This is a genomic window from Microbacterium wangyouchuni (assembly GCF_054072595.1).
The window spans coordinates 233,447-250,131 of the sequence record NZ_JBSVRM010000003.1; the positions used below are offsets into that span (position 1 = coordinate 233,447).

Annotated in this window: 14 protein-coding genes and 1 tRNA gene; 4 read left to right on the forward strand and 11 right to left on the reverse strand. The window is 64.8% G+C overall.

The genetic code is table 11. The features are described from left to right. The first annotated feature begins 37 nt into the window (after nucleotides 1-37). On the forward strand, nucleotides 38-2,074 hold the full coding sequence (locus tag ACW5CM_RS06195) for a bifunctional aldolase/short-chain dehydrogenase (RefSeq protein WP_457124504.1): 2,037 nt from the start codon (nucleotides 38-40) through the stop codon (nucleotides 2,072-2,074). Next, entirely contained in the window at nucleotides 2,071-3,498 is a 1,428-nt protein-coding gene (locus ACW5CM_RS06200; protein WP_457124505.1) for a rhamnulokinase, read from the forward strand. Before ACW5CM_RS06195 ends, ACW5CM_RS06200 begins: the two co-directional genes overlap by 4 nt. A gap of 123 nt (nucleotides 3,499-3,621) precedes the next feature. On the opposite strand, the gene rhaS is transcribed toward ACW5CM_RS06200, so the two are convergent. The 4 genes from rhaS to ACW5CM_RS06220 are packed head-to-tail and all read right to left on the reverse strand — an operon-like array spanning nucleotide 3,622 to nucleotide 8,322. Further along, entirely contained in the window at nucleotides 3,622-4,671 is a 1,050-nt protein-coding gene (gene rhaS / locus ACW5CM_RS06205) for a rhamnose ABC transporter substrate-binding protein (RefSeq protein WP_457124506.1), read from the reverse strand. A gap of 53 nt (nucleotides 4,672-4,724) precedes the next feature. Further along, nucleotides 4,725-5,777: an ABC transporter permease gene (locus ACW5CM_RS06210; RefSeq protein ID WP_438253025.1), complete on the reverse strand. Its 1,053-nt coding sequence runs from the start codon at nucleotides 5,775-5,777 to the stop codon at nucleotides 4,725-4,727. Continuing rightward, complete coding sequence (locus tag ACW5CM_RS06215) at nucleotides 5,774-6,796, reverse strand: ABC transporter permease (protein ID WP_457124507.1); 1,023 nt, start codon at nucleotides 6,794-6,796, stop codon at nucleotides 5,774-5,776. Before ACW5CM_RS06215 ends, ACW5CM_RS06210 begins: the two co-directional genes overlap by 4 nt. Continuing rightward, entirely contained in the window at nucleotides 6,793-8,322 is a 1,530-nt protein-coding gene (locus ACW5CM_RS06220) for a sugar ABC transporter ATP-binding protein (RefSeq protein ID WP_457124508.1), read from the reverse strand. The genes ACW5CM_RS06215 and ACW5CM_RS06220 overlap by 4 nt, the downstream gene beginning before the upstream one ends. A gap of 153 nt (nucleotides 8,323-8,475) precedes the next feature. Between ACW5CM_RS06220 and ACW5CM_RS06225 the strand changes: the two genes are divergently transcribed. After that, complete coding sequence (locus tag ACW5CM_RS06225) at nucleotides 8,476-9,483, forward strand: LacI family DNA-binding transcriptional regulator (protein WP_457124509.1); 1,008 nt, start codon at nucleotides 8,476-8,478, stop codon at nucleotides 9,481-9,483. An 8-nt stretch (nucleotides 9,484-9,491) separates the two neighbouring features. Here the strand turns inward: ACW5CM_RS06225 and ACW5CM_RS06230 are convergent, their stop codons facing one another. The 4 genes from ACW5CM_RS06230 to serS all read right to left on the reverse strand — a co-directional run bounded on the left by ACW5CM_RS06230 (nucleotide 9,492) and on the right by serS (nucleotide 13,009). After that, nucleotides 9,492-10,715, reverse strand: coding sequence for an LCP family protein (locus ACW5CM_RS06230; protein WP_457124510.1), 1,224 nt, complete (start codon nucleotides 10,713-10,715; stop codon nucleotides 9,492-9,494). A gap of 54 nt (nucleotides 10,716-10,769) precedes the next feature. Beyond that, nucleotides 10,770-10,854: transfer RNA gene (locus ACW5CM_RS06235), tRNA-Ser, on the reverse strand. A gap of 44 nt (nucleotides 10,855-10,898) precedes the next feature. Next, nucleotides 10,899-11,729, reverse strand: a complete 831-nt coding sequence (locus tag ACW5CM_RS06240; RefSeq protein ID WP_457124511.1) for an HAD family hydrolase — start codon at nucleotides 11,727-11,729, stop codon at nucleotides 10,899-10,901. After that, nucleotides 11,726-13,009, reverse strand: coding sequence for a serine--tRNA ligase (gene serS / locus ACW5CM_RS06245; RefSeq protein ID WP_457124512.1), 1,284 nt, complete (start codon nucleotides 13,007-13,009; stop codon nucleotides 11,726-11,728). Before serS ends, ACW5CM_RS06240 begins: the two co-directional genes overlap by 4 nt. A gap of 58 nt (nucleotides 13,010-13,067) precedes the next feature. Here serS and ACW5CM_RS06250 point away from each other — a divergent pair, with 58 nt between their 5' ends. After that, nucleotides 13,068-14,066, forward strand: coding sequence for a diacylglycerol/lipid kinase family protein (locus tag ACW5CM_RS06250; RefSeq protein ID WP_438253018.1), 999 nt, complete (start codon nucleotides 13,068-13,070; stop codon nucleotides 14,064-14,066). Nucleotides 14,067-14,083: 17 nt separating this feature from the next. Here the strand turns inward: ACW5CM_RS06250 and ACW5CM_RS06255 are convergent, their stop codons facing one another. The 3 genes from ACW5CM_RS06255 to ACW5CM_RS06265 form a co-directional block, all read right to left on the reverse strand. Beyond that, nucleotides 14,084-14,842 carry a hypothetical protein gene (locus ACW5CM_RS06255; protein WP_457124513.1) on the reverse strand — a complete coding sequence of 253 codons (759 nt, stop codon included), beginning with the start codon at nucleotides 14,840-14,842 and terminating at the stop codon, nucleotides 14,084-14,086. 63 nt (nucleotides 14,843-14,905) lie between these two features. Further along, nucleotides 14,906-16,360, reverse strand: a complete 1,455-nt coding sequence (cls, locus tag ACW5CM_RS06260) for a cardiolipin synthase (protein WP_438253015.1) — start codon at nucleotides 16,358-16,360, stop codon at nucleotides 14,906-14,908. Between the two features lie 84 nt (nucleotides 16,361-16,444). Next, nucleotides 16,445-16,618 carry a hypothetical protein gene (locus tag ACW5CM_RS06265; RefSeq protein ID WP_438253013.1) on the reverse strand — a complete coding sequence of 58 codons (174 nt, stop codon included), beginning with the start codon at nucleotides 16,616-16,618 and terminating at the stop codon, nucleotides 16,445-16,447. Between the last annotated feature and the right edge of the window lie 67 nt (nucleotides 16,619-16,685).

Here is a 16,685-nt window from a genome sequence, read left to right on the forward strand (position 1 = left end):
TCTTGCTTTCATGCATCCACTGATACAAGGAATCCCCATGACCAACCCCACCGCAGCATCTCTCATCGAACGATCGAACCGCCTTGGCGCCGACCCGAAGAACACGAACTATGCCGGCGGCAACACCTCCGCCAAGGGCACCGAGACCGACCCGGTCACCGGTCAGCCGGTCGAGTTGATGTGGGTCAAGGGATCCGGCGGCGACCTCGGCACGCTCAAGGAGCAGGGCCTGGCGGTGCTGCGTCTGGACCGCATGCGCGCGCTCGTGAACGTCTACCCGGGCATCGACCGCGAAGACGAGATGGTCGCCGCTTTCGATTACTGCCTGCATGGCAAGGGTGGCGCCGCCCCGTCGATCGACACTGCCATGCATGGCCTGGTGGATGCTGCGCACGTCGACCACCTGCATCCCGATTCCGGCATCGCCATCGCGACCGCCGCTGACGGCGAAGAGCTGACCTCCACGATCTTCGGCGACAAGGTTGTCTGGGTGCCGTGGCGGCGCCCCGGGTTCCAGCTGGGCCTGGACATCGCCGAGATCAAGAAGCAGAACCCGCAGGCGATCGGATGCATCCTCGGTGGCCACGGCATCACTGCCTGGGGCGACACCTCGGAAGAGTCCGAGACGAACTCGCTGTGGATCATCGACACGGCCGCGGCCTACATCGAGGCGAACGGTACGGCACAGCCCTTCGGCGGCGTGCGCTCCGGTTTCGAAGCCCTTGCCCCGACCGAGCGGCGTGAGCGCGCAGCGGCTCTTGCCGGCACGGTCCGCGGCATCGCATCCACCGACAAGCCCATGGTCGGCCACTTCACTGACTCTGACGTGGTGCTCGACTTCCTGGCATCCGAGAAGGCTCCCGCGCTCGCTGCCCTCGGCACGAGCTGCCCCGACCACTTCCTGCGCACCAAGGTCAAGCCCCTGATCCTCGACCTGCCCGCAACGGCGTCCGCCGAGGAGCAGATCGCTCGCCTGCACGAGCTGCACGCCGAGTACCGCACCGACTACCAGGCGTACTACGACGCGCATGCGGCCGCGGAAAGCCCGGCGATCCGCGGCGCCGATCCGCTCATCGTCCTGATCCCCGGCGTCGGCATGTTCAGCTACGGCGCGAACAAGCAGACCGCCCGCGTCGCCGGCGAGTTCTACGTCAACGCGATCAACGTCATGCGCGGCGCGGAGGCGCTCTCCACTTACTCCCCCATCTCGGATGCGGAGAAGTTCAACATCGAGTACTGGGCACTGGAAGAGGCGAAGCTCCAGCGCATGCCGAAGCCGAAGTCCCACCAGGGCCGTATCGCCTTCGTCACGGGCGCCGCATCCGGAATCGGCAAGGCCATCGCCACCCGCCTTGCGGCCGAGGGCGCATGCGTCGTCGTCGCGGATCTTGACCTCGAGAAGGCACAGGCCGCAGCGGCCGAACTCGGAGGCACCGACGTCGCGATCGGCATCGCCGCGAACGTGGCGGATGCCGAAGCGGTCCAAGCCGCGATGAACGAAGCCGTCCTCGCCTTCGGCGGTGTCGACCTCGTCGTCAACAACGCTGGCCTCTCGCTTTCCAAGCCGCTGCTGGAGACCACCGAGAAGGACTGGGATCTGCAGCACGACGTCATGGCGAAGGGCTCGTTCCTCGTCTCCCAGGCCGCAGCCCGCGTGCTCATCGACCAGAAGCTCGGCGGCGACGTCATCTACATCTCGTCGAAGAACTCCGTCTTCGCCGGCCCGAACAACATCGCCTACTCGGCAACGAAGGCCGACCAGGCGCACCAGGTGCGACTGCTGGCTGTGGAGCTTGGCGAGTACGGCATCCGCGTCAACGGCATCAACCCCGACGGTGTCGTGCGCGGCTCGGGCATCTTCGCCTCCGGCTGGGGCGCGAACCGTGCGGCCACCTACGGCGTCAACGAAGAGGATCTCGGCCAGTTCTACGCGAACCGTACGATCCTCAAGCGCGAGGTCGTGCCTGAGAACGTCGCGGATGCCGTGTACGTGCTGACCGGTCCGGAGCTCAGCCGCACCACCGGCCTGCACATCCCCGTCGACTCGGGCGTCGCCGCGGCGTTCCTGCGATGACCCTTCGACAGGCTCAGGGTCCGACCCGCACCGTCGCCGCCGTCGATCTCGGCGCGACCAGTGGGCGGGTCATGATCGGACGAGTAGGCGAGAACACGCTCGAACTCGAACTCGTCACTCGCTTTCCGAACGGTCCGGTCGAGGGTCCCGACGGCCTGCACTGGGACTTCGACGCGCTGTACACGAACATCGTCGATGGACTTGCCGAGGCCGTGCGCCGGGAACCCGCGATCGAGAGCATCGGCATCGACTCCTGGGCGGTCGACTACGGCCTGCTGCGGGACGGAGAACTGCTTGCCGAGCCGTTCCACTACCGCGATTCACGCTCTGAGCGCGGCGTCGCCGAGGTGCACGAGATCGTTCCGTTCGCCGAGCTGTATGAGCGCAACGGCCTGCAGTTCCTGCCGTTCAACACGCTGTATCAGTACCGCGTCGATGGACGGATGCCGGATGCAGACAGCGCCCTGCTGATCCCCGACCTCATCGCCCATCTGCTTACGGGTGCGCGGGTCGCTGAGCGGACGAACGCCTCGACAACCGGGCTGCTGGGCGTGCAAACGGGCGAGTGGGACACGGAGCTGGCCGAACGTCTCAGCATCCCGACGACGCTTCTACCCGAGCTCGTCGACCCCGGCACGGTGATCGGAATGCTGCGCCCAGAACTCGCCGCACGCATCGGCAAAGAGCTTCCCGTGATCGCGGTCGGCTCGCACGACACGGCATCCGCTGTTGTCGGCGCACCTCTGAGTTCGCCCGATGCGGCGTACATCTCCTGCGGCACGTGGGGCTTGGTGGGCGTAGAACTAACCGAGCCGGTGCTCACCGATGCCGCGCGCGAAGCGAACTTCACGCATGAGCTCGGTGTCGACGGCCGCTACCGCTTCCTGCACAATGTCACCGGACTCTGGCTGCTGAGCGAGACCGTGCGGGCGTGGGAATCAGAGGACGGCGCGCCGATCAATCTGCCCGAGCTGCTGGATGCCGCGGCCGCTGTCGCGGGAGACATCGTGGTGTTCGATGCCAACGATCCTTCGCTCAGCGCTCCCGGCGACATGCCAGCCCGGATCGCCGCGGTCCTTCGCGCGCACGGCTCTCCGGTTCCGGAGGATCGTGCGGCCTTCACGCGGACGATCGTGGAATCAATCGCCGCAGCGTTCGCCACCGCGGTGCAGACGGCTGCTGTGCTGACGGGGCGTGAGCTCGACAGCATCCGTCTCGTCGGAGGCGGCTCACTGAACCGTCTCCTCTGCCAGGCCACAGCCGACCGCACCGGTCTGCCGGTGCTCGCCGGCCCCGTCGAGGCGACAGCCCTGGGCAACGTGCTCGTCCAGGCCCGTGCGCTGGGAGCAGCGCCCGCAACGCTCGAGGAGCTGCGCGCACTCGTCGCACGTACGCATGAACCTGAGCGCTACGCCCCGCGCTGAGCGCAGCCTCGCCTGCAGGTCGGCACGCCGCCGCGCACAAACTACGCAGAAACGCACGAACCTCGCAGAGAATCCTGAGATTCCTGCGAGATTCGTGCGTTCTTGCGAACCGGGCGAGTCGACTCAGAAGTCGAATTCACCGATGTTCTCTGCGTCGAACACGAACGGCTCGCCGAGCAGAACGGTCCCGTCAGCGCCGACCTCGAACTCGCCCAGGTCGCCGGCGTCGAACGTGTCGCCCTCAGCGCCGGTGATGTCACCGGAGATCAGCGCCGCCGCAGCGAATGCCGAGAGGTAGCCGAGGTCTTCCGGGTTCCACAGCGCGAACGCGGTGACGGTGCCGTCCTCGACGTACTCGCGCATCTGGTTCGGCGTGCCGAGACCGGTGATCGCAACCGTGCCCTTGTAGTCCGAGGTCGACAGGTAGCGCGCAGCAGCCGCGATGCCGACCGTTGTGGGCGAAACAATGCCCTTCAGCTCGGGGTGCGTCTGCAGCAGTGCCGCCGTCTTGTCGAACGACGTCTGGTCATCATCGTCGCCGTACACAGTCTCGACGAGAGTGATGTCGGGGAAGTCGCTGGCGAGGTACTCCTTCATCAGATCGATCCACGCGTTCTGGTTGGTGGCGTTGGCAGATGCCGACAGCACCGCGATCTCACCCGCACCGCCGATCTGCTCGGCGATGAGGTCGACCTGCACCTTGGCAATGCCGGCAGCATCGGCCTGGTTGATGAACAGGTCGCGGCACTCGGGGTTGGTGTCGGAGTCGAAGGTGACGACCTTCACTCCGGCGTCGCGAGCCTCGTTGAGTGCATCGCAGATCGCCTTCGGGTCGTTCGCCGAGACGACGAGCGCACCGACGCCCTGCTGCGTGGCGGTGTTGATGTAGCTCACCTGGGCGTCAGGGGTGGCCTCGGCCGGTCCGACCTCGGCGAACGTGCCGCCGAGCTCTTCAACAGCGGCTTTGCCGCCCGTGCTGGAGGTGTCGAAGTACGGGTTTCCGAGGTTCTTGGGCAGGAACGTGATCGACAGATTGTCCGATGATCCGCCTTCCGACCCTCCGGCGTCGCCGCCACCCGTCGAACCACTGGTGTCAGCGCAGCCGGTCAGGGCGAGGGCTGCGGCAACGGCGACAGCGGCGAATGCTGTGACACGCTTGCGTGCAAACTTCATTGTTCTTCCTTTCGTTGGGGCTGCCGCAGACGGATGCCGGCGGCACGGAGATCTCAGCTGGTCGAGGTGACCGCTCGTCGAAGCGCTGGAGTCGGCCTGGCTCGAACCCGGTGCGCCCAGCTGAGGAGGCTTGCCGCCACCACAGACAGGACGAGCAGTCCGCCGGTGATGATGTTGATCACGTCAGAGGTCACGTTGGCCAGGCGCAGGGCACTGGAAAGCACTCCGATCAGCAGCACCGCGGCGACCACACCGTGCAGCTGTCCGCGTCCACCGAACACCGAGACGCCTCCGAGCACGACAGCGGCAATGACCTGCAACTCGAGTCCGGTGGCATTATCGCCACGCGCGCTCCCGAAGCGCAGGGTGAAGAAGATCCCGGCGAACGCCGCCACGACACCGGAGAGCACGAACAGAATGAACTTCGTCCGTTCAACGTGCACGCCGGAGAATCGAGCTGCTTCCTTCGACAGGCCGATCGCGTAAATCCCACGGCCGAACGGAGTGAAGTGCAGCAGCACGACGAAGATCACCAGCAGGATGAGGAACGGAATCACGATGTACGGGATCGTCGTCCCGGCGATCTTCGCCTTAGCCAGAGCCGTCCACTGCTCGGGGAAGTCCGTAACGGCGGTGGTGCCGAGCAGGCCGACGGCGAGGCCGCGGAACAGCGCAAGTGTGCCGATCGTCACGGCAAGCGAAGGAAGCCCGACGACCGTGACGAGGAATCCGTTGACCGCACCGCCGATCACACCGACGGCGAGCGCCGCGAGCGCCGCGACCTCGAACGGAGCACCAGCCTGCGTGAGCACGCCGGTCACCACGCTGGCGAGGCCGACCATGCTGCCCACGGACAGATCGATCTCGCCGGTGACGATGACCAGGGCCATCGGGAGGGCGATGAGCAGAATCGGTGCGACATCGAGCAGCAGGTAGTTCACGGTGATCGGCTGAGCAAAGCCCTTCACCGACGTGGCAGCGACGATCATGACCAGGACGAGCAGTGCGATGATCGCGACCTCTCTGGTCAGCAGAATCCTGCGCCAGAGGGAACGATCATGGTCACGGATCACACGGATCGAGCCCGTGGTTGTTGTCATCGTCATGATTGATCCCTCGCCTCGATCAGTTGCTGTCTCTGTCTGACGGCAAGTACGCGGTCAAGCACGATGGCTCCGATGATGAGCGCGCCAACGACGGCCCGCTGCCAGAAGTCCGGTATCCCCAGAATCGGCAGGGCGCGGTTGATGGTCATCAGCAGCATCGCGCCGATCGCCGCACCCCAGACAGAGCCGACGCCGCCCATGATGGCGATTCCTCCGATGACGGCGGCACCCACCGCATCCAGTTCCCATCCCGCACCGGCCTGTGAGCTGACCGAGCCGTAGCGGGCCGCGTAGAAGACACCGGCGAGCCCGGCGAGAGCACCGGACAGGACGAAAGCCGAAAGCACGCGCCGTGTGACCTTGAGCCCGTAGAGCTCTGCCGCAGCGGGATCTGAGCCGATCGCGTAGTACTCACGACCGCCCCGGGTGTTGCGCATGTACCAGGCGGCGACGGCCAGAACGATCAGAGCGACGATGGCAAGCACGGGAATCCCGATCACCTGGGCTGTTCCGAGCGCGAGAAAGTCCCTCGGCATGTCGGATGCGTTGACCCTGTCGCTCCCGGCCCACAGCACGTTGATTCCTCGATAGGCATATAGCGTGCCGAGGGTGATCACCATGGCCGGGACCTTGGCAAGAGCCACGATCGCGCCGTTGATCAGCCCGAGCAGTCCGCCGAAGACGACCGCGGCAAGGACGACAAGAATGATCGGGATGCCGGGAATGTCGATGAACAGTCGCCCGGTCAGGTAGGCGGTCAGGCCCATCACCGACCCGACGGAGAGATCGACGTTACGGGTGATGATGACGATCGCCTGTCCGACTGCCACCAGCATGAGGATGGACGGCGTGAGCAGCAGGTCGCGCCACCCGTCAGCGCTGAACAAGAAGTTCGGGTTCTTCACGGTTGCGGCGATCACCACGAGAGCGAGGGCGATCAGGATGCCGACCTCTCGCGCCTTGCCGACGCCGCCGAATGACTTGCGCAGCCCTGCGCGCGGAGCCGAAATGGTGGTCACGAGTGGATCTCCGTTGCGTGCGTCGCGGCGAACATGACGTTCTCACTGGTGGCTTCGGCGCGGTCGATCTCGGCGGTGATACGCCCCTCCCGCATGACGAGCACGCGGTCGGCCATGCCCAGCACTTCAGGCAGTTCGGAGGAGATCATGAGAATGCCCATCCCCTCGCTGGCAAGCTGCGAGAGCAGGCGGTGCACCTCAGACTTCGTGCCGACATCGATGCCTCGCGTCGGCTCGTCGATGATGAGCACGCGAGGCTTCGTCGCCAGCCACTTCGCGAGGACCACCTTCTGCTGGTTGCCGCCGGACAGAGTCGATGCCACTGAGTCGAGCGCATGCGTCTTGACCTCGAGGCGGCTGGCCCATTCCTTTGCAGCGCGGTTCTCGATGCCGGTTGTGAGTAGGCCGAGCTTCGCCAGCCGGCCGCGGATCGCCAGGGTGATGTTGCTGCCCACCCCGGATTCGATCACCAGCCCCTGCTTGCGCCGGTCTTCGGGAACCAGGGCGAGGCCTGCCCGCATCGCGTCCGTGGGGCTACGGTGCGGCACCGTCTTTCCCAGCATCCGTACCTCGCCCTCTCGGTAGGGGTCGACGCCGAAGACGGCTCGAGCGACCTCGCTGCGACCAGCGCCGACGAGTCCGGCGAGCGCGACGATCTCACCGGCACGCACGGTGAACGAGATGTCGTGGAAGATGCCTGCGCTCGTCAGGCCCGAGACTTCGAGAAGTGGGTCCCCGACGGGAACGATCTGCTTGGGAAACAACTCGGTGACATCGCGCCCGACCATCTGCCGTACGAGCTCGTCGGAGGTGGTCTCAGCGATCGGCGTCGTGCTGATGTACGCGCCGTCGCGCATCACGGTGACGGTGTCGCACAGGGCGAACACCTCATCGAACCGATGGGAGATGAACAGGACGGCACGGCCCTCATCTCGCAGGCTTCGGGCCACGGCGAAGAGCCGGTCGACCTCGACGCCGCTGAGCGCAGCAGTCGGCTCATCCATGATGAGCACACTGGCATCCAAGGAGATTGCCTTGGCGATCTCGATGATCTGCTGGTCCGCGATCGACAGGCCTTCGGTGAGACGGTCGGGATCGAGGGCGACGCCGAGGCGATCGAAAATCTGCTCGACCTCTCGGCGCATCGCCTTGCGATCGATGCGCCCGAACCGGTTCGTGGGCTGGCGCCCCATGAAGATGTTCTCGGTGACCGAGAGATCAGGAAACAGCGTGGGCTCCTGGTAGATCACGGCGATTCCGGAAGCCTTTGACTGTGCGGTGCTAGAGAAATCGACCGCTTCACCGTGCAATCGGAACTCGCCGGAGTCGCGGCGGTACAGGCCCGCCATGATCTTCACGAGCGTCGATTTACCCGCCCCGTTCTCGCCGATGAGCGCGTGGATCGACTTCGGCCGCAGCGTGAGACTGCCCGAGCGCAGCGCTATGACCGGCCCGAAAGACTTCACGACACGATGCAGCTCCAGCGCGGGGCTGCGCAAACGGGGATTGTCGTCTTCGACGGCCATCGGCGCGTCCTCTCCGTTGAGGTGAATCCGGATGCTTCGTTTTGAAACTACATGAATCGATTCATGAGCGTTCAGGCTAGTGTATGAAACAACCCGAGGACGTCAACCCCACGGTGACCTAATCGTGACCCGATCAATCAAAAGGAATGCAGAATGTCGGTGAGTATCCGCGATGTCGCCCAGCGTGCCGGCGTCTCCGTCGGCACCGTTTCGAATGTGCTCAACCGTCCCGACGAAGTGTCTGCAGAGTCGGTCGAACGAGTCGGACAGGCCATCGAAGAGCTCGGCTACGTGCGCAATGACGCGGCCAGAAAACTGCGCGGCGGGGTCAGCTCGACGGTCGGGTTCGTCGTGCTCGACGGCCAGAACCCGTTCTACAACGACGTCGTCCGCGGAGCGGAGGACGAGGCCACCCGCCATGGAATCGCGATCCTGTACGGGAACACCGATGAGGATCCCTCCCGGGAGAAGGTGTACCTCGACCTTTTTCGCGAACAGCAGGTTCGCGGACTCCTCATCGCACCGTACGGCGATGTGATGACGCAGTTGCGTCGATTCCGCTCCAGTGGCATCGCGACTGTTCTCGTCGACCGTTTCAGCGCCGACAGCGGGTTCTCATCCGTCTCGGTCGACAGCGTCGCAGGCGGACGGCTCGCAATCGATCACCTGATCGAGGCGGGACGACGCCGAATCGCCTTCGTCGGCGGCCCGTTCGAGATGCGCCAGGTCACCGACCGCCTCGCAGGCGCGCGTGCTGCCGCAGAGAACGCCGCCGTCCCCGTCGATCTCGAGGTCATCGCCACGGCCGCCATGACGGTGGAGGAGGGCGCTGCCGCCGGCACTCGCGTGCTGGCGCGTTCACGACGGGACTGGCCGGACGCGATCTTCGCCGCCAACGATCTGCTGGCGCTCGGCCTGTTGCAGTCCCTGGTCATCGATGGGCGGATGCTCGTCCCGGACGAGATCGCCATTATCGGTTTCGACGACAACCCGTTCGCTGCCGCGGCGGCTGTTCCGCTGTCGTCCATCCGCCAGCCGAGCCGCATGATCGGGCGCACCGCGCTGCGGGTTCTGCTGGAAGAAGCAGCGGATTCATCCAGCATCCCGCGTCAGACGGTGTTCCCGCCCGAGCTCGTCATCCGCAGGTCGACGACCGGCTGAGGCCTGCTCTACCGAACGTTGCCGTTCGAGCATGTCGCCTGAGCCGCCGAGTTGCCCTTGATGGCGTCGGGCAGCGCGTACACGCTGGGATCCGGCACCGCTTCCGGGTCGACCGGGGCCGCCGGCTCTTCCACGATGACACCCTCATTGTCGGTGTTCACATGGGTCACCTGCAGCTGCTGGTTCGCATTGATCGCGTCCCACATCAGCTGAGCGTCCGCCGTGTTGGAGACGACCTTGTTCACGTCGGCCGGGTCACCGAAGGTCGGATACTGCAGGAACACGATGTCCTCGAACGGTACGTCCTTGACCGCGAGACCGATCTGCGCGATCGTCATCGGGTTGGTCAACGACGTGGATGCCTCGAGGTTGGTGAGTGCGGTGTTCGCCAGGCGCAGCATGGTCGGCACGTTTCCGAGAACCTCACCGCTGATGAGCTTGCGCGCCAGGCTCGACATGTACTGCTGCTGGTTTCCGATGCGGCCGAGGTCGCTGCCGTCGCCGACCCCGTGCCGGGTGCGCAGGAACTGCAGCGCCTCCAGGCCCGTGACGGTATGCGTGCCGGCTGCCATGTCCAAACCGGTGTGATAATCCTTGATCGGGCTGGCCAGACATACATCGACGCCACCGATGGAGTTGGTGATCTCGATCACACCGCCGAAGGTGACGGATGCCGCGAACTCGATGTCCTGGCCGGTGAGCTCAGTGATCGTCTTGGCGACGCAGTTCAAACCGCCGTACATGTAGGCGCTGTTGAGGGGCTGCTTGCTCATCGCCGAAGTGGTGCCGCCGCTTTCCGTCGTGCACGACGGGATGGGGAGCATCAGGTCACGGGGAAAACTCACCGCGGTGAGCCGGCGCGGCTCCTCCGACACGTGCAGCAGGATGTTGACGTCGTTGAGGTTGCCTTCGGAATCAGGCCCCGCGCACCGGTCGCCGAACAGATGCGCGTACTCCACTTCGCACGAGTCAGTGCCCACCAGAAGCAGGTCGAACCCGCCCTCGTACTCGCTGATGTTCGGCGGAGCAGCCTCCTGCCCCTCGAGCTCGACCGCATTCGCGCTGACGGTGTTACTGAGGTCGGTCACCACGAAAGCACCGATGCTCAGCGCGCTCACCAGCACGACGGTCAGCCCGACGCCGAGCATTTTGAGCAGCTGCGCGACAGGTCCTGGCGATCGCAACTGACCATGGCGCGCGACGGTTCTGCGGCGGCGGATCTTCTCGCTCACTCGATGCCTTTCACTCTGACTGCAGTGCTACGAAGTACCGCAGTCAGTTTTCTGCGGAGGGTGTGGGATTCGAACCCACGAGACATTTCTGCCCACTGGTTTTCAAGACCAGCTCCATCGGCCACTCGGACAACCCTCCATCAACAGATGAATCTGCTGATCAGTGGTCGAGTCTAGTCGCTTTCATTCTCGCGCTTCGACCTGAGGAGCCGCTGGATGGTTCACCAGGGTATCCAACGCGAGCGCGAGCCCACCGTCTTCGACGTCAGCGGTGACCTCACCCGCGGCATCCTTCACCTCGGGCGGCGCCTGTCCCATCGCAACGGCTCGTCCGCCGATGCGTAGCGACCACTCGAACATGCCGATGTCGTTGCGGCCATCACCCGCGACGAATACGTTGCCGCCGTCAATGCCCAGTTCGGAATGAACGCGTGCGAGCGCGGTGCCCTTGTCAACACCGTGCGGGGCGATGTCGAGCCAGGCCGTCCAGCCGATCGCGTAGGAAACCTCGTTGAGTCCGGCATCCACAACCAGTCGGTGAAAGTCCTCCTCGTCGTGCCCGGGCGAGACGACCACCACGCGCGAGACGGGACGCGAACCCAACTCGTCCAGCGTGACCTGGCGACCGCCGGCGAGCGTCCAGTCATCGACCTCACCGGTGAACAGCCGTTGCCCGGATTCCAACTCAACCATGTAGTGGGCTTCGGGGAGCCGCTCGGTGAGCAGCGCCAGCACGGTTGTCGGGTCGAACAGTTCGACGTTCCACCGCTCCCAACTGTCACCCACCCGGCGCATGGTGACCGCGCCGTTCGAGCAGACCACGAATTCAGGAGTGAGCTCCAGCTCGTCGACCCAGCGCTCGGTGGCCATCCAACTGCGCCCCGTGGCGATCGTGACGATGTTTCCGGCATCGCGGACCCGGGCCACGGCCTCGGGCACGCCGGGACTCATCGTCTCGTCCTGGAGGATAATCGTTCCGTCGACGTCGAGGCCGACAAGCCAAGCGGCGGTCATGCCTGCGGCTCCAGAACTTCCAACCCGCCCAGATACGGCCGCAGCGCCTCAGGAACGATCACCGAGCCGTCCGCCTGCTGATGGGTCTCCAGCAGCGCGACAATCCAGCGCGTCGTCGCCAGTGTGCCGTTCAGGGTGGCGACATGCTGCGTCTTGGCGGGCGCGTCATCCTCCGTTGCCGGGCGGTGGCGAACGTCGAGTCGGCGAGCCTGGAACGTGGTGCAGTTCGAGGTCGAGGTCAGCTCGCGGAACGCACCCTGCGTGGGAACCCAGGCCTCGATGTCGAATTTGCGCGCAGCGCTGGATCCGAGATCCCCCGCCGCGACGTCGATCACCCGGTACGACAGCCCAAGCGAGGTCAGCATTTCCTCCTGCAGGGCGACGAGGCGCAGGTGTTCCGCTTCGGCGTCTTCCAGGGTCGTGTAGACGAACATCTCCAGCTTGTTGAACTGGTGCACGCGGATGATTCCGCGGGTGTCTTTGCCGTACGACCCGGCCTCACGGCGGTAGCAGGTCGACCAGCCGGCGTAGCGCAGGGCACCATCGGACAGGTCGACGATCTCATCCTTGTGGTATCCGGCGAGCGCAACTTCGCTCGTGCCCACGAGATACAGGTCGTCTTCCTTGTCGAGGTGGTAGACCTCGTCGGCGTGCTCGCCGAGGAATCCGGTTCCCTGCATGATTTCCGGGCGCACCAGCGTCGGGGTGATCATCGGCACGAAACCGTTTTGCAGAGCCTTGTCGAGCGCCATGTTCATCAGTGCGATCTCGAGGCGGGCGCCGATGCCGCGCAGGAAGTAGAACCGCGAGCCCGACACCTTCGCCCCGCGCTCCATGTCGATGGCGCCGAGGATCTCACCGATCTCGAGGTGGTCGCGGGCTTCGAAGTCGAATGTCGGCGCTTCGCCGACGCGGCGCAGTTCAACGAAGTCCGCTTCGCCGCCGGCGGGGACGCCGTCGATGATCACGTTCTCGATGCGCCCGAGAGCGGATACCGCGGCATCCGATGCCTCGTTCGATGCCTGCTGCGCCTGCTTGACCCGCTCAGCGAGTTCTTTCACCTGCGCGACAAGAGCCGCTTTCTCGTCCTTGGGGGCTTTCGCCACCTGCTTGCCGAAAGCGTTCTGTTCGGCACGCAGATCCTCGAACGCGGTCAGCGCCGAACGACGGGAACGATCGGCCTCGATAGCCGCATCAACAGTGGCTTCGTCGTTGCCACGGGCTGCCTGCGAGCGACGGACGAGGTCGGGCTGGTCGCGAAGAAGAGCAAGGTCGATCATTCGACAAGTCTAGTTGGCGTGACACGCGCGAGCGGATGCTGGCCGTAGAGTGATCGGCATGACGCAGAGCACCTCGCAGCACCGCCAGGCCGCTCTCATCTACAACCCGATCAAGGTCGACGAGAAGCGTCTGCGCGCTACCGTCCGCGAACTGTCGAGGACCGCTGGTTGGGCGCACCCCGCTTTCTACCCCACAACGGTCATGGATGCTGGGCAAGGCATGACGCGCGAGGCCCTGGATCGCGGCGTGGACGTCGTGCTCGTCGCCGGCGGCGATGGCACGGTGCGCGCGGTGGCCGAGGAGATGGCCGGCACCGGGGTGCCGCTATCGATCGTGCCCAGCGGTACCGGCAATCTGCTCGCTCGCAACCTCGGTCTTCCCCTGCTGGATCCGGACGCGATGATTCGCGCGGCGCTGCGCGGGTTCCGGCATCCCATCGATATCGGCTGGGCGAAGCTGACCCGAGCCAACGGCGAAACCGGAGAGCATGCGTTCGTGGTGCTGGCCGGCATGGGCCTGGATGCCGACATGATCGCGAACACGCGGCCGGATCTGAAGAAATCAGTGGGCTGGGTGGCGTATGTCGACGGCGCGGCACGCTCACTGCCCAATGCCAAGCCCTTCCGCATCGTCTACCAGGCGGACGAATCTCGCCTGCACTCCACGAAGGTGCACAGCGTGCTCTTCGCGAACTGCGGCACGCTGCCGGCGGGAATCTCCCTCATCCCCTCGGCATCCATCACCGACGGCGAAATGGATATCGCGATCATCCAGCCAACCGGACCACTCGGCTGGCTCGGGGTATGGCGCAAGATCTGGTGGGACAACTCGGTGCTGCGCCGGTTCCGCGCCGGACGGCTGGTTCTGCAGCGGCGCGGCAAGGATGCTTCGGTGCGCTATCTGCGCGCACAGAGCATTGAAGCAGCTGCCGTCGCACCGACCCCGATCGAACTGGATGGCGACGGATTCGGTCTGGCCGTGCGCATCGAGTGCCGGGTCGACCCCGGCGCCCTGCTGGTGACGTTGCCCGAGGGCCATCGCACCGACGCGCTCTGAGATCAACCCTCGATCACTCAGCTCCCGATCACGGTGACTGTGCCGTCGAGGTTGTCACCGACGAGGGTCAGAATGAAGTCATTCTCCTCGCTGTCATCGCTGTCATCGCTGAATCCGAGCATCGTCGCTCGAGGCGCCATGTCCATGGTGCAAATTCCGTCATGAGGCTTGAATGTCACCGTCGCACCACCCGGCTGTTCCTCGAGATTTTCCACGACCGGAGGGCAAGTCGACGATCCCCAGGTGAGCAGCACGACGCCTTCGTCGTCGAACCAGCCCGCACTGGGCAGGAAGTCAGATGGTTCACCCGGGGTGCCGGCAAGGGCGGCGTTCCCGTCAAGATCGATATCGTCTGTGACGTCACCGGCGGTGACGATGAACTCGACGTCCTGTTTCGGATCAACGCCCTCAGGAACTCCACCGATGCTCGCGCGAGGAACGAGGTCGTCAGTGCAGGCCGTCTCCGCACCGTCTGCGCTGGGTGCATCGACGAGAGCGACCGTGACCGTCTGCCCGCTCGCGGTGACCTCATCGACGACCGGAACGCACATCGAAGAGCCCCAAGTCACGATGGCGAACAGACGCCCATCGTCGAGCCATGCCGCTTCAAAGTCATCTTCAGCTACCGGCACCGTCGACGATCCAGAGCCATCCGGGGTCGGGGCGCTCGACGTGCTCGGTGTGGACGATCCCGGCGAAGTCGTGCAACCGGCAACGAGCAGAGCAGTGGCGAGCACAGCCGCTGCCGACATCACAAGACGCAAAGAGGAAGTCATGCGCTCAGAGTATCGCTCGACGCGCGTCAGCGGCAGAGAGCCCTGCCGATATTGACGCAGTCGTTACTGCAGTGCAGAGGTAAGCCGAGCAAGGTTATCGAGGACAGTGGAGCGCAGCGGCTGCTGCATCCACTCCTCGAGCGTGAGCTCGCGACTCAATGAGCGATACTTGTCTTCCACTGCTCTCATCTCGGCGACAAACTCCTCGCCGCGCACGAGCATCGAGATCTCGAGGTTGAGACCGAACGAGCGCATGTCCATGTTGCTCGAACCAATGACCGCAATCTCGTCATCGATCGTCAGGCTCTTCGTGTGCAGAATGTACGGCTTGCGGTACATCCAGATGCGGACACCGGCCCGCAGCAGCGCCTCGTAATAGCTTCGCTGTGCGTGGTAGACGACCGCCTGATCGCCCTCTTCCGAGACGAAAAGCTCGACATGCACGCCGCGGTCGCAGGCGGCGCTGACGGCAAACAGCAGAGCTTCGTCCGGCACGAAGTACGGGCTAACGATCATGACCTTCTCGCGGGCGGCGTACAGCAGCGCGAGGAACAGCCGCAGGTTGTTCTCAACCTCGAACCCGGGGCCGGAGGGGATGATCTGACAGTCCAGGTCCGCGCTGCCGATCTCCGCCTGGGTGATGTCGATCTCGGAAAGGATCTCGTCGGTCTCGCTGTACCAGTCACTGAGGAAGATCGCGTTCAGGCTCAGCACGATCGGACCGTCGACGCGTGCCATCAGGTCAACCCAGTGCAGCCCGCGCTTGATGTTCTTGGGCAGGTTGTAGGTGGAATCGGTGATGTTCTGCGAACCCAGGTAACCGACGTTGCCGTCGACCACGAGAAGCTTGCGGTGGTTGCGCAGGTCAGGGCGCTGCATCCGCCCCTTCAAAGGCTGCATGGGCAGCATCAGGTGCCAGTCGGCCCCCATCGCATCGAGCCGCTTGATGGTCTTGCGATAACGCGGCTTCCAGCGGTTCGCCCAGTGATCCAGCAGCACGCGCACCTCGACCCCGCGCGCGGCGACCTCTTCGAGAGCGCGGAAGAAGTTGTCAGTGGAGTCGTCAGACTGCAGGATGTAGAACTCCACGTGGACGTAGTCCGTCGCGGTGCGAATCGTCTCCGCCATCGCGTCCAACGATTCCTGATAGTCGCTGATCAGATGCGCGCCGTTATCACCGGAGATCGGCAGAGCCCCGAGGTTCTGGTTCATCGCCACCAGCGAGGGGAACCACTCCGGGGCGTTCGGGCGCAGCGTGCCGAAGTGCAGCTGATCGCTGGCCTCTTTGATGTACGCGTTGATCTGGTCTTGTTTACGCCGACGTGCACGCGGCAGCCTCGGGTTGCCGATGACGAGGAAAAGGAGCACGCCCACGTACGGGATGAAGAACACTGCCAGCAGCCAGGCCATCGCGGATGTAGGCCGGCGGTTGCGCGGGATCACGATGATCGCGATCACACGGATCGTGATGTCGATGACGGCGGCGATCGCAAGAATCCACCACGGCCATCCAACCACGCCCATCACCCCCGGTAAGAACCTGTCAGAACCTGCCGAATTCGGCGTCTGAGATCAGAGTAGCCGGTAAGTCGAAATCGCCCGTCAGGGGCGCGGGGGCAAACCGCGTACGGCTCGCTCTTCGGCTTCTACCCTGGCACGAGCGTTGCGTTCCGTGCGATCGGAGCGCAAGATCGCCCGCAGCACGAAGAAAAACACGAACGCGACAGCAAGGGTCGGCAGGAGCGACCACGCCGCAGCGACCCAGAAGTTGTCCATCCCTCCATCGTACGCTGTCGGCCCTGGGGGTCGGCACGACTTGTCCTCCACAATCGAGGTGCTGACA